At 69.2% G+C, this 18,302-nt stretch carries 15 protein-coding genes; 7 read left to right on the forward strand and 8 right to left on the reverse strand.

The genetic code is table 11. The features are described 5' to 3' along the window. Nucleotides 1-27: 27 nt before the first annotated feature. Nucleotides 28-3,777: a multifunctional oxoglutarate decarboxylase/oxoglutarate dehydrogenase thiamine pyrophosphate-binding subunit/dihydrolipoyllysine-residue succinyltransferase subunit gene (locus ACFFJD_RS01365; protein WP_382359770.1), complete on the forward strand. Its 3,750-nt coding sequence runs from the start codon at nucleotides 28-30 to the stop codon at nucleotides 3,775-3,777. Between the two features lie 174 nt (nucleotides 3,778-3,951). On the opposite strand, the gene ACFFJD_RS01370 is transcribed toward ACFFJD_RS01365, so the two are convergent. Next, a complete protein-coding gene (locus ACFFJD_RS01370) occupies nucleotides 3,952-4,581 on the reverse strand; it encodes a TetR/AcrR family transcriptional regulator (protein WP_382359773.1) in 630 nt (209 codons plus the stop codon). A 78-nt stretch (nucleotides 4,582-4,659) separates the two neighbouring features. Here ACFFJD_RS01370 and ACFFJD_RS01375 point away from each other — a divergent pair, with 78 nt between their 5' ends. Both ACFFJD_RS01375 and ACFFJD_RS01380 read left to right on the forward strand, forming a co-directional pair. Beyond that, a complete protein-coding gene (locus ACFFJD_RS01375; RefSeq protein ID WP_382359776.1) occupies nucleotides 4,660-6,195 on the forward strand; it encodes a flavin-containing monooxygenase in 1,536 nt (511 codons plus the stop codon). A gap of 32 nt (nucleotides 6,196-6,227) precedes the next feature. Then, nucleotides 6,228-7,058: an SDR family NAD(P)-dependent oxidoreductase gene (locus ACFFJD_RS01380; RefSeq protein ID WP_382359779.1), complete on the forward strand. Its 831-nt coding sequence runs from the start codon at nucleotides 6,228-6,230 to the stop codon at nucleotides 7,056-7,058. Here ACFFJD_RS01380 and ACFFJD_RS01385 read toward each other — a convergent pair. After that, on the reverse strand, nucleotides 7,053-7,925 hold the full coding sequence (locus ACFFJD_RS01385; protein WP_382359782.1) for a glycine betaine ABC transporter substrate-binding protein: 873 nt from the start codon (nucleotides 7,923-7,925) through the stop codon (nucleotides 7,053-7,055). The genes ACFFJD_RS01380 and ACFFJD_RS01385 overlap by 6 nt on opposite strands. 74 nt (nucleotides 7,926-7,999) lie before the next feature. On the opposite strand from ACFFJD_RS01385, the gene ACFFJD_RS01390 reads away from it, so the two are divergent. Beyond that, the gene (locus tag ACFFJD_RS01390) at nucleotides 8,000-9,106 is read left to right on the forward strand and encodes a magnesium and cobalt transport protein CorA (protein ID WP_382359785.1); all 1,107 of its coding nucleotides are present in this window, start codon (nucleotides 8,000-8,002) and stop codon (nucleotides 9,104-9,106) included. 4 nt (nucleotides 9,107-9,110) lie between these two features. Here ACFFJD_RS01390 and ACFFJD_RS01395 read toward each other — a convergent pair whose 3' ends face one another. The 6 genes from ACFFJD_RS01395 to ACFFJD_RS01420 form a co-directional block, all read right to left on the reverse strand. Further along, a complete protein-coding gene (locus ACFFJD_RS01395; protein ID WP_382359788.1) occupies nucleotides 9,111-9,695 on the reverse strand; it encodes a suppressor of fused domain protein in 585 nt (194 codons plus the stop codon). Next, complete coding sequence (locus ACFFJD_RS01400) at nucleotides 9,692-10,864, reverse strand: ABC transporter ATP-binding protein (RefSeq protein ID WP_382359791.1); 1,173 nt, start codon at nucleotides 10,862-10,864, stop codon at nucleotides 9,692-9,694. The genes ACFFJD_RS01395 and ACFFJD_RS01400 overlap by 4 nt, the downstream gene beginning before the upstream one ends. Before the next feature lie 3 nt (nucleotides 10,865-10,867). Then, complete coding sequence (locus ACFFJD_RS01405; protein WP_382359794.1) at nucleotides 10,868-11,899, reverse strand: carbohydrate ABC transporter permease; 1,032 nt, start codon at nucleotides 11,897-11,899, stop codon at nucleotides 10,868-10,870. Nucleotides 11,900-11,902: 3 nt separating this feature from the next. Next, a complete protein-coding gene (locus tag ACFFJD_RS01410; RefSeq protein WP_382359797.1) occupies nucleotides 11,903-13,093 on the reverse strand; it encodes a carbohydrate ABC transporter permease in 1,191 nt (396 codons plus the stop codon). After that, nucleotides 13,090-14,577: an extracellular solute-binding protein gene (locus ACFFJD_RS01415; RefSeq protein ID WP_382359800.1), complete on the reverse strand. Its 1,488-nt coding sequence runs from the start codon at nucleotides 14,575-14,577 to the stop codon at nucleotides 13,090-13,092. Before ACFFJD_RS01415 ends, ACFFJD_RS01410 begins: the two co-directional genes overlap by 4 nt. A gap of 127 nt (nucleotides 14,578-14,704) precedes the next feature. Further along, on the reverse strand, nucleotides 14,705-15,187 hold the full coding sequence (locus ACFFJD_RS01420) for a general stress protein (protein WP_382359803.1): 483 nt from the start codon (nucleotides 15,185-15,187) through the stop codon (nucleotides 14,705-14,707). A gap of 63 nt (nucleotides 15,188-15,250) precedes the next feature. Between ACFFJD_RS01420 and ACFFJD_RS01425 the strand changes: the two genes are divergently transcribed. The 3 genes from ACFFJD_RS01425 (at nucleotide 15,251) to ACFFJD_RS01435 (ending at nucleotide 18,301) form a co-directional block, all read left to right on the forward strand. After that, nucleotides 15,251-16,534 (forward strand): magnesium transporter MgtE N-terminal domain-containing protein, encoded by a 1,284-nt coding sequence (locus ACFFJD_RS01425; protein ID WP_382359806.1) that lies wholly within the window; start codon nucleotides 15,251-15,253, stop codon nucleotides 16,532-16,534. Next, nucleotides 16,531-17,058: a DUF1003 domain-containing protein gene (locus tag ACFFJD_RS01430; protein WP_382359809.1), complete on the forward strand. Its 528-nt coding sequence runs from the start codon at nucleotides 16,531-16,533 to the stop codon at nucleotides 17,056-17,058. Before ACFFJD_RS01425 ends, ACFFJD_RS01430 begins: the two co-directional genes overlap by 4 nt. 124 nt (nucleotides 17,059-17,182) lie before the next feature. Continuing rightward, entirely contained in the window at nucleotides 17,183-18,301 is a 1,119-nt protein-coding gene (locus tag ACFFJD_RS01435) for a lytic transglycosylase domain-containing protein (protein WP_382359812.1), read from the forward strand. Nucleotide 18,302: the final 1 nt, after the last annotated feature.

Here is an 18,302-nt window from a genome sequence, read left to right on the forward strand (position 1 = left end):
GATATACCTAAGAGGCGAGACAACGCTGTGAGTAGTTCCCCATCCGACACCGACTACGGACAAAACGAGTGGCTGGTGGAGGAGATGTACCAGCGCTTCCAGACCGACCCCGACTCGGTCGATCCGAGTTGGCACGAACTGCTGAAAAACTACAAACCCGCCGACCTCAACGGTGCCGGTCAGGCACCCGCAGGTAAGTCCGCCGCCGCTCCGGCGGCCGCGCAGGCCCCGGTCACGACGCCCGCGTCCGCCAAGCCGGTGCTGACGCTGGATCAGGAGCCCGAGCGCATCGCCCCGCGCAACACCGCTCCGACCCGCGAGGCCGCCGCCACCAAGGCCGCCGCCGGTGCGAGCCGGACCGCAGCGTCGAGCAAGCCCGCCAACCAGGCCGCGACCGACGAGGCCAAGATCATCCGCGGTCCCGGCGCGACGATCGTGCGCAACATGGCGGCCTCCCTCGCGGTCCCCACCGCCACCAGCGTTCGGGCCATCCCGGTCAAGCTGATGATCGACAACCGCACCGTCATCAACAACCACCTGGCCCGCACCCGCGGCGGCAAGGTCAGCTTCACCCACATCCTCGGGTACGCCATCGTGCAGGCGATCAAGTCGTTCCCCGCGATGAACCGTCACTTCGCCGAGATCGACGGCAAGCCCAACATGATCACCCCGGCCCACACCAACCTGGGCCTGGCCATCGACCTAGTGGGCAAGGACGGCAACCGCACGCTCGTCGTCGCCGCCATCAAGCGCTGCGAGACCATGACCTTCGGCGAGTTCTGGGACGCCTACGAGGACATCGTCCGTCGCGCCCGCCAGGGCAAGCTCGGCGCGGACGACTTCGCCGGGGTCACCGTCTCGCTGACCAACCCGGGCACCATCGGCACCGTGCACTCGGTGCCCCGCCTGATGCCGGGCCAGGGCACCATCGTCGGCGCCGGCGCCATGGAATACCCCGCCGAGTTCCAGGGCGCCAGCGACGAGCAGCTCGCCGACATGGGCGTGGGCAAGCTGATGACGCTCACCTCGACCTACGATCACCGCATCATCCAGGGCGCCGAGTCCGGCGACTTCCTGCGCACGATCCACCACATGCTGCTCGACGACGCCTTCTGGGACGAGCTGTTCATCGCCCTGCACATCCCCTATGAGCCGGTTCGCTGGCGTCGGGACATGCCCGAGGGCCAGGTGGACAAGAACACCCGCGTCCTGGAGCTGATCGCCGCCTACCGCAGCCGCGGCCATCTGATGGCCGACACCGATCCGCTGATGATGGACAACGAGGCCCGGATCGCGCATCCGGACCTGGACGTGCTCACCTACGGCCTCACCCTCTGGGACCTGGACCGCTCTTTCAACGTCGGCGGCTTCCACGGCCAGGACAAGATGAAGCTGCGCGACGTCCTCGCGATCCTGCGCGACGCGTACTGCCGCCACGTCGGCGTCGAGTACACCCACATCCTGGATCCGGAGCAGCAGCACTGGCTGCAGGAACGGGTCGAGGTCAAGCACACCAAGCCGCCGGTGGCCGAGCAGAAGTACATTCTGTCCAAGCTGAACGCGGCCGAGGCCTTCGAGACCTTCCTGCAGACCAAGTACGTCGGCCAGAAGCGCTTCTCCCTCGAGGGCGCCGAGTCGGTCATCCCGATGATGGACGCGGTCATCGACCGCAGCGCCGAGCACAGCCTGCAAGAGGTCATCATCGGCATGCCGCACCGCGGCCGCCTGAACGTGCTGGCCAACATCGTCGGCAAGCCCTACTCGAAGATCTTCACCGAGTTCGAGGGCAACCTGGGCACCGCGCAGCTGCACGGCTCGGGCGACGTGAAGTACCACCTCGGCGCCGAGGGCAAGTACTACCAGATGTTCGGCGACAACGAGATCAACGTCTCGCTGACCGCCAACCCCAGCCACCTCGAGGCCGTCGACCCGGTCCTGGAGGGCATCGTCCGCGCCAAGCAGGACATGCTCGGCGAGGATCAGCAGTTCGCCATTCTGCCGCTCATGCTGCACGGCGACGCCGCCTTCGCCGGTCAGGGCGTGGTGGCCGAGACCCTGAACCTGTCGATGCTCCACGGCTACCGCACCGGCGGCACCGTGCACATCGTGGTCAACAACCAGGTCGGCTTCACCACCGCACCGGAGTACTCGCGCTCCACCGAGTACTGCACCGACATCGCCAAGATGATCAGCGCGCCGGTCTTCCACGTCAACGGCGACGACCCCGAGGCCTGTGTCTGGGCCGCGCAGCTGGCCGTGGACTACCGCGAGCGGTTCCATCGCGACGTCGTCATCGACCTGGTCTGCTACCGCCGCCGCGGCCACAACGAGGGCGACGACCCCTCGATGACGCAGCCGGCCATGTACGACGTGATCGACAACCTGCGCAGCGTCCGTAAGAGCTACACCGAATCGCTGATCGGCCGTGGTGACATCTCCACCAAGGAGGCCGAGGACGCCCTGCGCGACTACCAGGGCCAGCTCGAGCGGGTCTTCGTGGAGGTCAAGGAACTCGACCGCTTCCGCCCGGAGCCGTCGCCGCCGATCACCGAGGACCAGCAGCTGCCGGTCAAGCTGGTGACCGCGGTGCCGCAGGCCGCGCTGACCAAGATCGGCGACGCCTTCCTCAACGTGCCCGAGGGCTTCACCCCGCATCCGCGCGTCAAGCCGGTGCTAGAGCGTCGCCACGAGATGTCCACGCAGGGCGGTGTCGACTGGGCGTTCGCCGAGCTCCTCGCTCTGGGCACGCTCGTCGAGGAGGGCCTAACCGTGCGTCTGTCCGGCCAGGACTCCCGTCGCGGCACGTTCACCCAGCGCCACTCGGTGCTCATCGACCGGCAGAACGGCTCGGAGTACACCCCGCTGAACACCCTGGCGCCCAACGGCCCGGGCCGGTTCATGGTCTACGACTCCCCGCTGTCGGAGTTCGCCGTCCTCGGCTTCGAGTACGGCTACGCGATCGGCAACCCCGACGCCCTGGTGCTGTGGGAGGCGCAGTTCGGCGACTTCGTCAACGGCGCGCAGTCGATCATCGACGAGTTCATCAGCTCCGGTGAGGCCAAGTGGGGCCAGCGCAGCGACGTCGTCCTGCTGCTGCCGCACGGTCACGAGGGCCAGGGACCGGACCACACCTCCGGCCGTATCGAGCGCTTCCTGCAGTTGTGCGCCGAGGGTTCGATGACCGTCGCGCTGCCGTCCACCCCGGCCAGCTACTTCCACCTGCTGCGTCGCCACGTGCACGACGGCATCAGCCGCCCGCTGGTGGTCTTCACGCCGAAGTCCATGCTGCGCAACAAGGCCGCCGTCTCGCCGATCGAGGAGTTCACCGACGGCAAGTTCCTGTCGGTGCGCGACGATCCGCACTTCGCCGGCGACATCACCGGCGCCGGTGGCGGCGGCGACCGCAACGCCGTCAAGCGGGTGCTGCTGGTCTCCGGCAAGCTCTACTACGAACTGGCCGCCAAGCAGGCCAAGGAGGGTCGCGACGACATCGCGATCATCCGCCTGGAGCAGCTGTACCCGGTGCCCCACCGCCGCCTCGCGCGGACGCTGGAGCAGTACCCGAACGCCACGGACTTCGTCTGGGTGCAGGAGGAGCCGGCCAACCAGGGCCCGTGGCCGTTCCTGGGCCTGTGGCTGCCGGACCTGCTGCCGGAGATGCTGTCCGGGCTGCGCCGGATCTCGCGTCGGGCGATGGCCGCGCCGTCGTCCGGCTCGGCCAAGGTGCACGCCGTCGAGCAGGCCGAGATCATCGACTCGGCCTTCTCGGTGGACTGACTCCCACCGCTGACCACAGTGCCGCCCCACGTCCTCGTGGGGCGGCACTGTCGCATCCGCGGCCTCCGCCGGTATCCGCGTCGTTCAGCCACGTTGGCGTCGTTCAGCCCACGTTCGCGTCGACCGCGGACGACGCGCACATCACCAGACGACGCAAACGGGGAACCCCGGTGATCAGTCGACCAGCGACGCGGCGCCGGCCAGCGCGGGCAGCGAACCCACCAGCAGGGCGAGCACCTGCTCGCGCGTCAACTGCGGATCGGTGATCCAGCGGATCATCACGTCCTCGACGAAGGCGGTCCAGCCGCGCACCGCCGCCTGCACCGCCGCGGTCGCCTCGATCCCCAAGGCCGGCGCGTGATGGAGGATGCGACGGGTCAGGTCCGCGCGCGTGGACTCGGCCACGTTGCGCATCGCCGGGTCGGCGCTCAGCGAGCCGCGCAGCACCGCGATGAACTGGTCGCCGTTCTCGGCCACGTAGTCGATGTACGCCGACATCGAGGCGGTCAGCATGGCGACGGGATCGTCGAGGTCCGGCGGCGGCAGGGTGCGCGCCTGCATCTGCTCCGCCCACTCCTGCACCAGGGCCAGGTGGAAGTCCTGCTTGGACTCGAAGTAGTGGAAGATCAGCGCCCGCGACACGCCCGCGCGCTCGGCGACGGCTTCGATCGTCACGTTCTCCAGCGGCTGCTCGGTGGCCAGTTCCTCACCGAAATCGAGCAGTTGACGACGCCGCTGCTGCGGACTCATCCGGGTCCGGCGCGGCACGGAAGATGCACCGGTCGCGGTGTCGGAGGTCGCCATAGCCCCACCCTAAGCGACTATTGACAAAGGTTCAACAACCTATTGACGGGGGGTCAACACGGCCCTATGGTGAGAACCATGACAACACACGATGTAGAGATCGCGATCGTCGGGGCCGGCTTCTCCGGGCTGGGTGCAGCCGTCAAACTCGCCGAGAACGGCTTCGACGACTACCTGATCCTCGATCGCGGCGTCGACTTCGGCGGCACCTGGCGCGACAACGTCTACCCCGGCGCCGCCTGTGACGTCCCCTCCCACCTGTACTCCTACTCGTTCGCGCTCAACCCCGACTGGAGCCGGTCGTACTCGCACCAGCCGGAGATCCACCGGTACATCAACGGTGTCGCCGCCGAGTACGGCGTCGCCGAGAAGACCTGGTTCGGCACCGAGGTGCGCCGCGCGCAGTGGGACGAGGACACCCTGACCTGGGTGCTGGACATCGAGCGCGACGGCACCGCGAGTCAGATCCGCGCCAAGCAGATGATCGGCGCCGTGGGCCCGCTGTGCGAGCCGAACCTGCCCGACATCGAGGGCATCGACACCTTCGCCGGCGCCATGATCCACTCCGCGCGCTGGGACGACGACTACGACTTCACCGGCAAGCGCGTGGCCGTGATCGGCACCGGCGCCTCCGCCATCCAGATCGTGCCGCAGCTGGGCAAGGTCGCCGGCCACCTCGACGTGTACCAGCGCACCGCGCCGTGGATCGTCCCGCGCAACGAGCGCCCGTACCTGCCGGTGGAGAACTGGGCCTTCAAGCACGTCCCCGGCCTGCAGAATCTGATTCGCGGCACCATTTACACCGCCAACGAGGCGGTCGCCGCGGGCATGACCTACGCCCCCAAGGCGCTCAAGCCGGTCGAAGCCCTCTGCCGCGCCCACATCTTCCGCGGTATCCGCGACCCGAAGCTGCGCGCCGACGTGACGCCGACCTTCGCCGTCGGCTGCAAGCGGATCCTCAAGTCCAACGAGTGGTATCCCACCCTGGATCAGCCGAACGTCGACCTGGTGACCTCCGGCATCGCCTCGATCACCGCCGACGCGATCGTCACCGCCGACGGGGTCGAGCATCCCGTCGACGTCATCGTCGTGGCCACCGGCTTCCACGTCACCGACTCCCCCGTCTTCGACACCATCGTCGGCGTGGGCGGGCGCAGCCTGGCACAGGTCTGGGACGAGATCGGCATGCAGGGCTACAAGGGCACCTTCGTGCACGGCTTCCCCAACATGGCGCTGCTGATCGGTCCGTCGACCGGACTCGGCCACACCTCGATGGTCTACATGATCGAATCGCAGCTCAACTACCTGATGGACTACCTGCGCAAGACCCGCGCGGCCGGCATCGTCCGCACCGAGGTCACCGAGCCGGCGCAGCAGCGGTACAACGACAAGCTGCAGAGCAAGCTGAAGTCCTCGGTATGGGTCACCGGCGGCTGCGCGTCCTGGTACAAGGATCGTAACGGCAACATCACCGCACTGTGGCCCGGCTTCACCTTCGAATTCCGCAACGCGACCCGCCGTTTCGACATCGCGGCCTACGACGTCACCATCGGCGGTGACACCGACGTGGTGTCCGCCCCGTCCGGCGCCACCGCGGCCGCCGTCGGCGTGTAAACCACCCTCCCCCAGAACGAAAGAGAAGCACTATGAAGGACTTCCGCAACAAGGTCGTCGTCATCACCGGCGCCGGTTCGGGCATGGGCCGGGAACTGGCGATCAAACTCGCCCAGCGCGGCGCCAAGGTCGCCATCAGCGACGTCGATCCCGACGGTCTGGCCACCACCGAACGCCTCGTCACCGAGGCCGGCGGCGAGGTCCACTCGCAGCTGCTCAACGTCGCCGAGCGGGAGGCGTTCCTGACCTACGCCGACGCCGTCGTCGAGCACTTCGGCACCGTGAACGCCGTCATCAACAACGCCGGTATCGCCCACCACGGCGAGGTGGAGACGATGGAGTTCAAGGACATCGAACGCATCATGGACGTGGACTACTGGGGCGTGGTCAACGGCACCAAGGCCTTCCTGCCCGCCATCATCGCCTCCGGCGACGGCGCCATCGTCAACGTCTCCTCGCTGTTCGGGCTGCTGTCCGAGCCCGGGCAGGCGGCGTACAACTCCGCCAAGTTCGCCGTCCGCGGCTTCACCGAGGCACTGCGCCAGGAAATGCTGATCTCCGGCCACAACGTCGCGGTGACCTGCGTGCACCCGGGCGGCATCAAGACCGCCATCGCGCGCAACGCCACCGCCTCCGGCGACCACGATGCGGCCGCGACGGCGGCGTTCTTCGACAAGTACCTAGCCAACACCTCCGCGCCGAAGGCCGCCGACATCATTCTGCGGGCGGTGCAGAAGGAGAACGCGCGCGTGCTGGTCGGCGCGGACGCCAAACTGATCGATCTCGGGGTGCGCCTGGTCGGTTCGTACTACCAGGGCATCACGGCCAAGATCACCCAGTGGGGCATGTCCCGCGTGTCATGAGACCGCGCCGGTGGCCAGCCATTGGGCGGCCACCGCGCTCGGATCCTCGCCGCGCGCCACGCGCGCACCGAGTTCGGCGAGCACCCCGGTGGTCAGTTCGCCGGCGATCCGGCTCAGCTGCTTGAGGGCCGCCTTGTCCAGGGCCGCGCTGCGGTAGACCGGGACCAGGTCCTGGGCCCGCGGCGCGTCCTCGGACTGCAGGATCCGCACGTCGCCCAGATCGCCCGCGCTCGCGGTGGTCAGGGCGGGCAGCACGCCGAGGGCCCCGCCGTCGGCGACCCGGTCGATCACCGTGCGGGCCTCGGACACCTGCTCCACCCGGCCCGGACGGCACGCGGCGAACGCCGTCGGGGTGTCCGCATCCTGCTCGAGCACCACCAGCGGCATGCCGGCGGGCAGCCGCCCGCAGTCGGCCAGGGTCTCCACGCCGTAGCGCTCCCGCAGGCCGGCGGCCAGCAGCAGCTGCGGCCGGTTGCTGACCCCGGTCGGATCCCCGACCGCCACGCCCTGCGGCAGCGCCCGGGCCACCTCGGTCAACAGCGCCTCGCCGCCGAGGGCTTCGGGGCTGGTGGACAGCCGGGTCAGCAGGTCCCCGGTGAACGCCGGAAACAGGTCGATGTCCCCGGTGCTGAGCTCTTCCAGCAGCTGCGCGTCGGTCCCGACCGCCGCCGGGTCGACGGTCGCCGGCGTCCCCGCCCGGCTCAGACCCACCGCGTAGACCGCGGCGGCCGCCCGCATCGTCGGCGTCGACGCGGAACCGATACGCAGCGGCGCATCGTCGGCGGCGTCGTCGCCGCAGGCGGTCAGCACGGTGACCGCGGCCAGGAGCGTGAGGAGCGCGGTGAGGGCCCGCTTGGTGTTCGTCATCGCAGCCCACGGTAGTCCACCGTGCCCGGCCGCGACCGGCCCCGCCGCGCGCGCCCGCTGGGTACGATCGCGACGTGTCTCCACTTCCTCGAGGTTCCGCGGGCGCAGGTCGCCCCCGACCGGCGCGTCCCACGGTCGCGCCCGATCGCGCCGTCATCGACTGCGCCGTGTACGTGCACGGCCGCCGCGAACCCGGGTTCCGCGACTTCACCGAGGCCTACGCCCACGTGCGCGCCACCGGCACCGGCTTCGTCTGGCTCGGCCTGCACGCCCCCAGCAAGGCGCAGATGGACCAGGTCGGCAGGGTCTTCGGCCTGCACGCGCTGGCCGTGGAGGACGTGGTGGAGGCCCATCAGCGACCCAAGCTCGAACTGTACGACGGCTCGGTGTTCCTGGTGTTGCGGTCCATGTCGTACGTGGCCCACGAGAGCCTGGAACGGGCCAACGACATCGTCGACGGCGGCGAGATCATGCTGCTGGCCGGCCGCGACTTCGTGATCACCGTCCGGCACGGCGAACACACCCAGTTGGCCGGTGTCCGGGCCCGCTTGGAGGCGCGGCCGCAGACGCTGGCCTTCGGCCCGGCCGCGGTGGTGCACGCGGTTGCCGATCACGTGGTCGACACCTATCTGGCGGTGGTCTCGGAGATGGCGCCCGACGTCGACGAGGTGGAGGAACGCGTCTTCACCGTGGCGACCAGCGATCTGGACATCGACGTGGTGTACCTGTTCAAACGGGAGGTGATGGAGCTGCACCGCGCCGTGGCGCCGCTGTCCGAGCCGCTCGCCTGGCTCGCCGGGCACGACGGTGCGCACCCGCCCTATCTGCGCGGCGAGCACGCCGGGTCGTTCCGGGAGCAGGAGGTACAGCGGCACTTCCGCGACGTCCGCGACCACCTGGTCACCGTCATCGAGCGCATCGGCGAGTACGACGACCGGCTCACCTCGCTGCTGCACGCGGCCGCCACCAAGGTCGGAATCCAGCAGAACACCGACATGCGCAAGATCTCGTCGTGGGCCGCGATCGCCGCGGTGCCGACCATGGTCGCCGGCCTGTACGGCATGAACTTCGAGTTCATGCCCGAGTTGTCCTGGCGGTGGTCGTACCCGATGCTGCTGCTGGTCCTGTTCGTCGCCTGTATCCTGCTGTGGCGACTACTGCACCGCAATCGCTGGCTGTAACCGCTCAGGCCGGGGTGACGCCGCCGCGGGTCGGGTCGGCCGGGTCGACGTCGGCCTCGGCCCACGCCTCCCGCAGCGCGTCGGCGCCCTTCAAACGCACCCACGCCGCCTCGTTCGCGGTGATCGGCACCGCGCGCAGGAAACGCACCGGGTCGGCCGGGTCCGCCAGCGGCAGCTCGGCCACGTCGGGTTCGCCGGTCAGCAGGAAGGCCGAGCAGATCGCGCCGCCCCACAGCGGCTCCTGCAGATCGATCAGCGAATCCTCCGCCAGGATCAGCCCCTCCACCGACGGCGCCGCGGCCACCGTGGCCAGGGATCGGTGCAGCCCGGGCAGCGGCGCGGCGGGCCGCATCCGCACGGTCAGCTCGGCCCGCGGCCCGCGCTGCGGGTCCGGGGCCAGGTCCGACGGGTCGTGCATCGGGTGCCGGGCGCAGCCGACGGTCGCGAAGACCACCTCGCCGCGCGCGAGGTCGGCGAAGCGCAGGACGTCGATCGGCTCGACGCCCAGGAAGGTCACCGAGGCCCGCTGCGGGTCCGCGCCGAGCGCGTCGGTCAGGTGGGCGGTGACGAGGTCGGCGATGGCGTTCACAGGCGCAGGGACAGACCCGAATCGGTGTCGAAGACGTGCAGGTTCCGCGGGTCCATGGCCAGATGCAGGGTGCCGCGACGGGGCACGTTGGTGGCCGGCTGCAGCCGGGCCACCTTCTGGCCGCCGCTGGTGGTGGCACCCAGGTCCTCGGCGAGCTGGTTGAGCAGGTCCGCGCTCTGCCCGGAGTGCCCCAGGGAGAAGTAGTAGTACTTGTCCGAGCCCATCGACTCCACGATGTCCACGGTGGCATCGAAGGTCACCAGGCCGGTCTCCTGCCCCGGTTCCAGCAGGGCGGCGTCGACCAGGTGCTCGGGCCGCACACCGACGAGGACCTCTCCGGAACCGCCGAGCTGCTGGGCGTTGGCCGCCACGCGGTCGATGTCGGGCAGGTCGATCGGCCCCACCGCCGTGTCCACCCCGGTCGGGGTGAGGCGACCCGGGATGAAGTTCATGGCCGGGGAACCGATGAAACCGGCGACGAACAGGTTGCGCGGGCGGTCGTAGAGTTCCTGCGGCGCACCCACCTGCTGCACCAGTCCGGCGCGCATCACCACGACGCGGTCGCCGAGGGTCATCGCCTCGGTCTGGTCGTGCGTCACGTACACGGTGGTCACGCCCAGTCGCGACTGCAGCTCGGCGATCTCGGTGCGCATCTGCACGCGCAGCTTGGCGTCCAGGTTCGACAGCGGCTCGTCCATCAGGAAGGCCTTCGGGTGCCGCACGATGGCGCGTCCCATCGCCACGCGCTGGCGCTGCCCGCCGGACAGGTTGGCGGGCTTGCGGTCGAGGAACTCCTCCAGGTCGAGAATCCGGGCGGCGTCGGCCACCTTGGTGGCGATCTCGGCCTTCGGCAGCTTCTGCAGGGTCAGCGGGAAGGCGATGTTCTCCCGCACCGTCATGTGCGGGTAGAGCGCATAGCTCTGGAAGACCATGGCGATGTCGCGGTCCTTGGGCGCGATGTCGTTCATCACCTCGCCCCCGATGGCCAGCGTGCCGGACGAGATGTCCTCCAGGCCGGCGATCATGTTGAGCGTCGTCGACTTGCCGCAGCCGGACGGGCCCACCAGGATCACGAACTCGCCGTCGGCGATCTCCAGGTTCACGTCTTGCACGGCCATCGAGCCGTCCGGGTACTGCTTGGAGAGGTTCTCCAGAACGATGTCGGCCATGGGTTATCCCTTCACCGCGCCGGAGGTCAGACCGGCCACGATACGACGTTGGAAGAAGAGCACAAAGATGATGATCGGAATGGTGATCACGACGGCGGCCGCGGAGATCGAGCCGGTGGGCTCCTCGAACTGGCTGCTGCCGGTGAAGTTCGCGATGGCCACCGGCGCGGTGATCGCATTGTCGGTGGACGTCAGCGACAGGGCCAGCAGCAGATCGTTCCAGGCGAAGATGAACACCAGGATCGCGGCGGTCACCACCCCCGGTGCGGCCAGCGGCACGATGACCCGGCGGAAGGCCTGCGCCGAGGTGGCGCCGTCCATCATGGCGGCCTTCTCCAGGTCCCACGGGATCTCCCGGAAGAACGCCGACAGCGTGTAGATGGCCAGCGGCAGCGCGAAGGCCACGTACGGGATCACCAGGCCGGTCCAGGTGTCGAACAGGCCGAGGCTGCGCTCGATGTTGAACAGCGGCGTCACCAGCGAGATCTGCGGGAACATCGCGATCAGCAGCGCGACGCCCACCAGCACCTTCTTGCCGCGGAACTCCAGGCGGGCGATGGCGTAGGCGGCCATGGTGCCCAGCACCACCGCGATGGCCGTGGTGATCAGGCCGACGCCGATCGAGTTGAGCAGCGGCTTGCCGAAGTTGCCGCCGTCGGTCAGCGGGAGCACGACGCCCCAGATGACCCCCGCGGCCAGGCCGATCGAGGCCAGGATCGCCACGATGCGCAGCGCCAGTTCGACCTGCTGATTGTGGTCGGCGACGGCGCGCTTGCGCAGCCAGAGCACCCCGCCGAGGACGGCCGCACCGATCGCCAGGCCCAGCAGGGCCCAGAGCAGTTGGGTCAGGACGCCGTCGGCGAACAGCGCGCGGTAGTTCTGCAGGGTCCATTCGCGCGGGATGAAGTTGCCGTCGAGCACCGTGGCCGGCGACTTGAACGACAGGCTCATGATCCACCACAGCGGAACCACGGCGTACAGGATCACCAGTACGTTGGCGACGGTCCAGCCGACGCGGCGATTGAGATGATTCACCGGTTACCGCCCCTCGTTGTCCGAGCCGGGCGCCGCGGCGCCGAAGATCTTGATGAAGATGAAGGCGATGATCGCCACGCACAGGAAGATCAGGATGCTGATGGCCGACCCGACGCCCAGGTTGAAGGCCTTGAACAGGTTGTTGTAGCCGAGCATGGAGACCGATCCGGTGCCGTGGTTGCCCTTGGTCAGGATGTAGATGTTGTCGAAGATCCGGAACGCGTCGAGCGTGCGGAACAGCAGTGCCACCAGGATGGCCGGCTTCATCAGCGGAATGATGATCTTCCACAGCCGCGTCCACGCACCCGCGCCGTCGACCTGGGCGGCCTTGAGCAGATCGTCGGGCACCAGGGCCAGACCCGCCAGCAGCAGCAGCGCCATGAACGGCGTGGTCTTCCAGACCTCGGCCAGGATGATGATGAACAGCGACGACCACTGGCTGGTCAGCGGGTCGGTGCCGTCGGGCAGCAGGTTCGCGAGGTAGCCGGTGGTCGGGGTCCAGGCGTAGTACCAGGAGAAGGCCGCGGCCACGGTCACGATGCCGTACGGAATCAGCACGACCGTGCGGATGGTGCCCCTGCCGAAGATGGTCCGGTGCATCACCAGCGCGATCATCATGCCGAGGACCAGCTCGATCACCACCGACACCACCGTGATGAACAGCGTCACCCACAGCGAGTTCCACCAGTAGCTGTCCGAGAGCACGGTGGCGTAGTTGGAGAACCAGATGAACTCGTTGTCGTCGGGCGCGGTGAGCGTCGCCTTGTTCATCGACAACCAGAACGCGTACAGGATCGGATACCCGGTGACCGCCAGCATCACGAGGGCGGCCGGGGCCACCAGCCAGTAGGCGAGCTTGCGTTCGCTGGACTGCCGCGCGCTGGTCGACGTCCGGCCGCGCCGCTTGCGACCCTCCGCGGGCGGCGGCGGACTGTCGTCGAGCAGGTCGGCGATCGAACCGGTCGCCGAGGCCGCCGACGACGCGGGCGCCGACGGGACGGCCGGCACCGGTGAGGCCGGATCCGCCGCGGCCGACGGCGTGACGCCCGGCGCGTGCGGGAGGGGCGGCAGCGGGGCAGGCGGCGTCGACGGACGCTGCACCGACTCCGGCGGCACCCAGATGTCGGAGTGGACCGGCGCTACCGGGTCTTGCGGCTCGCCGCCGCCGGGAGCGTTCTCGTCACCGGTGGTCATGGGATGATCCCTTCCCCGTCGATCGCCTTCTGAACCTGTTCGGCGAGTTGGTCGACCATCGTCTCCGGATCCCATGCACCCACCGGACTCAGCGTGGCGGTGACCAGGGTGGAGACCGCCTGATACTGCGGTGTGGCCGGGCGCGGTGCGACGTGCTCGGATTCGAGCTGCAGGCGGATGTCGTCGCCCATCGGGTAGGCCACCTTGAAGTCGGGCTCCTCGTAGAGGGCCGTGACCGTCGGCGGCAGGGCGCCCTCGAGCGCGTACACCCGCTGCGCGTCCCGGCTGGTGAGGCAGGCGGCCAGTTCGGCGGCCAGTTCCGGCTGCTGGGACGTGCCGGCCACCGCGATGTTCAATCCGCCGAGCGTCGACTTGGCGGGCAGGTCCTCACTCACCCCCGGGTAGGGCGCGAAATCGAAACTCTTGCGCAGGATCCGGTTGATCGGCACGAGTTCCTTGGCGGTCGGCGGATTCTCGGTGTCGGCGATCTTGTCCGCGTACTTGGTGAGCGCGCTCAAGAAGTCGATCGAACCGGCCGCGCCGTTGTCACGGGCCGACTTGAAGACGAAGGGCCAGTTGATCTCGAAGGCCGCCTGCCCCTTCTCCATGCCGTCGCGGGCGGTGCCCTCGTTGGAGTTGGTGATCGACGGGTCGGCGCCCGGGTAGGTGGCCACGGCCTTGAGCACCTGCAGGGCCTTCACCGTCGCCGCCCGGTGCTCGGGGGTGTCGTTCAGGGTCTGCTTGCTGGGGTCGTCGGGGTCCAAGATGTTGCCGCCGGCGCTCTGCAGCACCGAGTTGAACCACACCATCAGGCCCTCGTACTGGCCGCCCTGCACCAGGATCTGCGTCGGACCCTTCTTGTCCTTCTTGTAGATCGCGGTGGCGTCGGCGATCATGTCGTCCCAGGTGGTGGGCGTCTTCGCCTTGGCCCCCAGGTACTGGCGGAGCACGTCGGGCCGGAACCACATCAGCTGGGTGTTGGTCCAGATCGGCAGCGCGTACAGGCGCGCCGCCTCGTCGTCGGGCCGCTTCCACATCGCGGTCTCCACCGGACCGGCCAGGTTGGTCCGCTCCACCTCGGCGGCGTGCGCGTCCGGCACCGGCACCAGCCAGCCCGCGTTGGCGAACTCGGCGGTCCACACCACGTCCATCGCCATCACGTCGAGGCTCTTGTCGTTGCCGGCCAGGCGGCGGGCCAGCTGCAGGCGCTGGCCGTCGGCGTCCTTGGGCAGCACGGTCACCCGTGCTTCGTAGGCTCCCCCGGAGTTCTTGGTGCACAGGGCGGCCTGGGTGGTGATCTCCCCCGCGCCGTCGGCCGGGGCGTACACGTTGATCACTCCGGCGGTGTAGTCGCTGCCGCACGCCACCAGCGCCGGGGCCAGCGTGGTGGCCGCGACGGCCGCCACCGCCAACCGCGTGCGCAGGCGTCGACCACGACGACCGTTACCGGAGACCTTCTCTGACGCCGACTCCTCTGGGACCATCTCGCCGACCCGCCTCCTCGCCTATCGCGCAGTGACAACGGCGAACCTGTGGGACGCCTGTGAATCCTGGTGTGTCGTAGGGTAACGCACCCAGTGACCTGTCACACAGGAAGGGTCCCCGCGCGTGTCAAATGGCGAGCTTGGCCAGCATGTCGCGGGCCTGCTCGGCGCTGCCCGGGTCGCACAGGACGTCGTAGCGTCCGGCCACCAGCTGCATGGTCGAGGCGAAGTCGCGCTGGCCCCGGGTGGCGGCGTACGGAATGGCGCCGCTGATCACGCCGAAGACCATGCCGGCCACCACGCCGAAGGCGATCGGGATCCAGAAGTCCTGGCCGGGTACGAAGATGCTGATGATCAGACCCACGAACAGGCCGAACCAGGCACCCGAGACCAGTCCGCCACCGAGCACCTTGCCCCACGTCAAGCGTCCGAGCACGCGCTCCACCTGCATCAGGTCCACCCCGACGATGGTCAGCTTCTCCACGTGGAACTCGTTGTCGGCCAGGTGATCCACCGCGCGCTGGGCCTGCTCGTAGGTGTCGTACGAGCCGACGGGCCAGCCGGTCGGCTTGGTCGGCAGGCCGGGGGTCTGGCGCATGGGCTGAGTCATTGATCTCCCCTGTCGGGTCCAGCGGCGAACATCGCCGCGCGGTGTGCTTCTAGTCTGGTGACCATGACGCCAACGCTCAAGGTCTTCGTCGCCAGGTTAGTCGGTCTGGTCGTCTTGGGCCCGGACGGCGAGTCGATCGGTCGCGTCCGGGACGTCATCGTCTCGATGTACCTGCCCGGCCAGCGCCCCCGCGCGCTCGGCCTGGCCGTCGAACTGGCCGCCACCCGTCGCCGTATCTTCGTCCCGATGAGCCGGATGACGAACATCGACGCCGACGCGATCACCCTGACCACCGGTCGGGTCAACATGCGCAAGCTGGCTCTGCGCCCGAACGAGGCGCTCGCGGTGGGCCAGATCCTGGAGAGCCGCGTGCAGACCGACGATCCGGATCATCCGGAGCTGACCGACGCCGATCTGTCGGTGGTCGACCTGGAGATCGAACGCACCCGGGCGCTGGACTGGGTGATCAGCCGGGTGGCCCTGCGCACCATGCGCAAGGGACCGCTGCGCAGACGCGGCGAGACCGTGGTGGTCACCTGGAATCACGTGCACGGCCTCACCCGACTGAACCTGAACCGCCCCGGCCACGGCGTCGAGCTGGCGCTGACCCAGTTCGAAGGCATGCGGCCGGCCGACGTGGCCTATGCGCTGCGCGAACTGCCCGAACCCCGCCGCAACGAGTTGGCCCGCGCCCTCGACGACGAGCGGCTCGCGGACATCCTGCAGGAGATGTCCACCGACGAACAGACCGCCACCCTGGCCAGCCTGAAGCCCTCGCGCGCCGCCGACGTGCTGGAGGCGATGGATCCCGACGACGTCGCCGACCTGATGGGCGAACTGCCCGCCGCCGAGGCCGAAGCCCTGCTGGCCCAGATGGATCCGGAGGAGTCCGAGCCGGTCCGCCGCCTGCTGCGCCACTCCCCCGACACCGCTGGCGGTGTGATGACCCCCGAACCGATCATCGTCTCGGCCGGCACCACCGTCTCCGAGGCCCTGGCGCGCGTGGCCAACCCGGACGTCGGCTCGGCCACCGCCACCATGGTCCTCGTGGTGCGTCCGCCCACCAGCACCCCCACCGGTACCTTCCTCGGCGCCGTCCACACGCAGGCGCTGCTGCGGGAGCCCCCGGCGAACCTGGTGGCCGGCATCCTCGACGACGACGTCCCCCGGTTGAGCCCGGACGACCCGTTGGAGGAGGTGACCCGGTTCTTCGCCACCTACAACCTGGCGCTGGCCCCGGTCGTGGATGAGAGCGCCCACCTGCTGGGCGCCGTGGCCGTCGACGACCTCCTCGACGCGGTGCTGCCCCGCGGTTGGCGCGACCAGGAGCCGGAGGGCACCCAGTGAATCAGCGTCGTCTGGACACCCCCAGCGACGGCCGCCGTCGCTTCTCGGCCAACATCGACGCCGACGTGATCGGGGTCTACGCCGAACGAGTCGCCCGCTTCCTCGGCACCGGTGCCTACCTGGCCATTCAGACCGTCATCGTGATCGTCTGGATCGCCCTCAACATCGGCGTCTTCGCCTGGGGCTGGGACCCGTACCCGTTCATCCTGCTCAATCTGGCCTTCTCCACGCAGGCGGCCTACGCGGCACCGCTGATCCTGCTGGCGCAGAACCGGCAGGAGAACCGGGACAAGGTCTCCCTCGACGAGGATCGTCGCCGCGCCGCGCAGACCAAGGCCGACACCGAGTTCCTGGCCCGCGAACTGGCCGCCGTGCGCCTGGCCGTCGGCGAGACCGTGACCCGCGACTATCTGCGTCGCGAACTCGACGATCTGCTCGACGACCTCGTCGAACGCCTCGCCGCCGCGCAGACCCCGCCGGCCGGTGACGACCAGCCGTCCGGGTCGGGTCGGGATCATCGATAACGCCGATCACACCTGACGGGTGCAAGGTATGGTGGCTCACAGTCGTCCGCCGGGGGAACCAACGAATCGGCTCGGGCGCAACACCGCGATCGACGAGCAGTCTCGACTGGAGTAATCAGAAGCGATGGGGATCAGTTTCAAGCGCCCGCCGGGCAGGTCGGGCGGTGGCATGCCGTGGCGCGGCGCCGCCGTCACCACGGGTATCGCGGCGGTCGGCGCGGCCATGCTGGCCGGCGCCTCGGCCAGCACCAGCGTGCAGTCGCAACCGCCCGTCGCCGCCGCCGGCGTCAACCTCACCGTCGAGCAGCAGGAAGTCCTCGCCGTCGCCGAGTCGGTCCCCGCCTCCACCACCACCCTGCACGGCTTCACCCCGCCGGCCCCGGCGGCTCCGTCCGCCACGCCGCAGTTCCGGATCGCCGCCGATCTGCCGAACGGCCCGCTCGGCATCCCGGGTGTGGTGCTGCAGGCCTACAAGCTGGCCGCCACGCGCGTCGCCGCCGAGAGCCCGCAGTGCAAGCTGCCCTGGAACCTGCTCGCCGGGATCGGACGCATCGAGTCCGGCCATGCCGGCGGCGGCAATGTGGACGAGTACGGCAACACCCGCACCGCCATCCGCGGTCCGGTGCTCGACGGCTCGCTGGCCGGCAACGAGGTCATCACCGACACCGACGGCGGACGCTGGGACGGCGACGGTCGCCACGACCGGGCGATGGGCCCCATGCAGTTCATCCCGAGCACCTGGGCGTCGTGGGGCTCGGATGCCAACGGCGACGGCAAGTCCGATCCGGACAACATCTTCGATGCCACCTACTCGGCCGGCCGCTACCTGTGCGCGGGCGTCACCGACATCATGGCCGAGCCCACTCGCGTGGGTGCCGTGCTGCGCTACAACCGCTCGGTGGCCTACGCCAACAACGTTCTGGGGTGGGCCGCGGCCTACGCCACCGGCGTGGTCCCCACCGGCGGCATCCCGGAGATGAGCCACTCGGCCCCCAAGCCGGACGACAAGGACAAGGCAGCCAAGGACAAGGCCGGCAACGACAAGGCGACCGGCGACAAGAAGGACCAGAAGCCGAGCACGCCGACCACGCCGAAGCCCAAGGCCACACCGCCGCCGCAGAACTGCCTCGGCGCGATCTGCCTGCCGCCGGGCGTCGGTCCCGCGCCGGCCCCGCAGCAGAAGACGGCCCCGGCCAAACCCAAGGCGACCACCGCCAAACCCACCGCGAACACCGGCCGCTGAG

The sequence above is a fragment of the Gordonia phosphorivorans genome (genome assembly GCF_042432625.1).
Taxonomy (GTDB): domain Bacteria; phylum Actinomycetota; class Actinomycetes; order Mycobacteriales; family Mycobacteriaceae; genus Gordonia; species Gordonia phosphorivorans.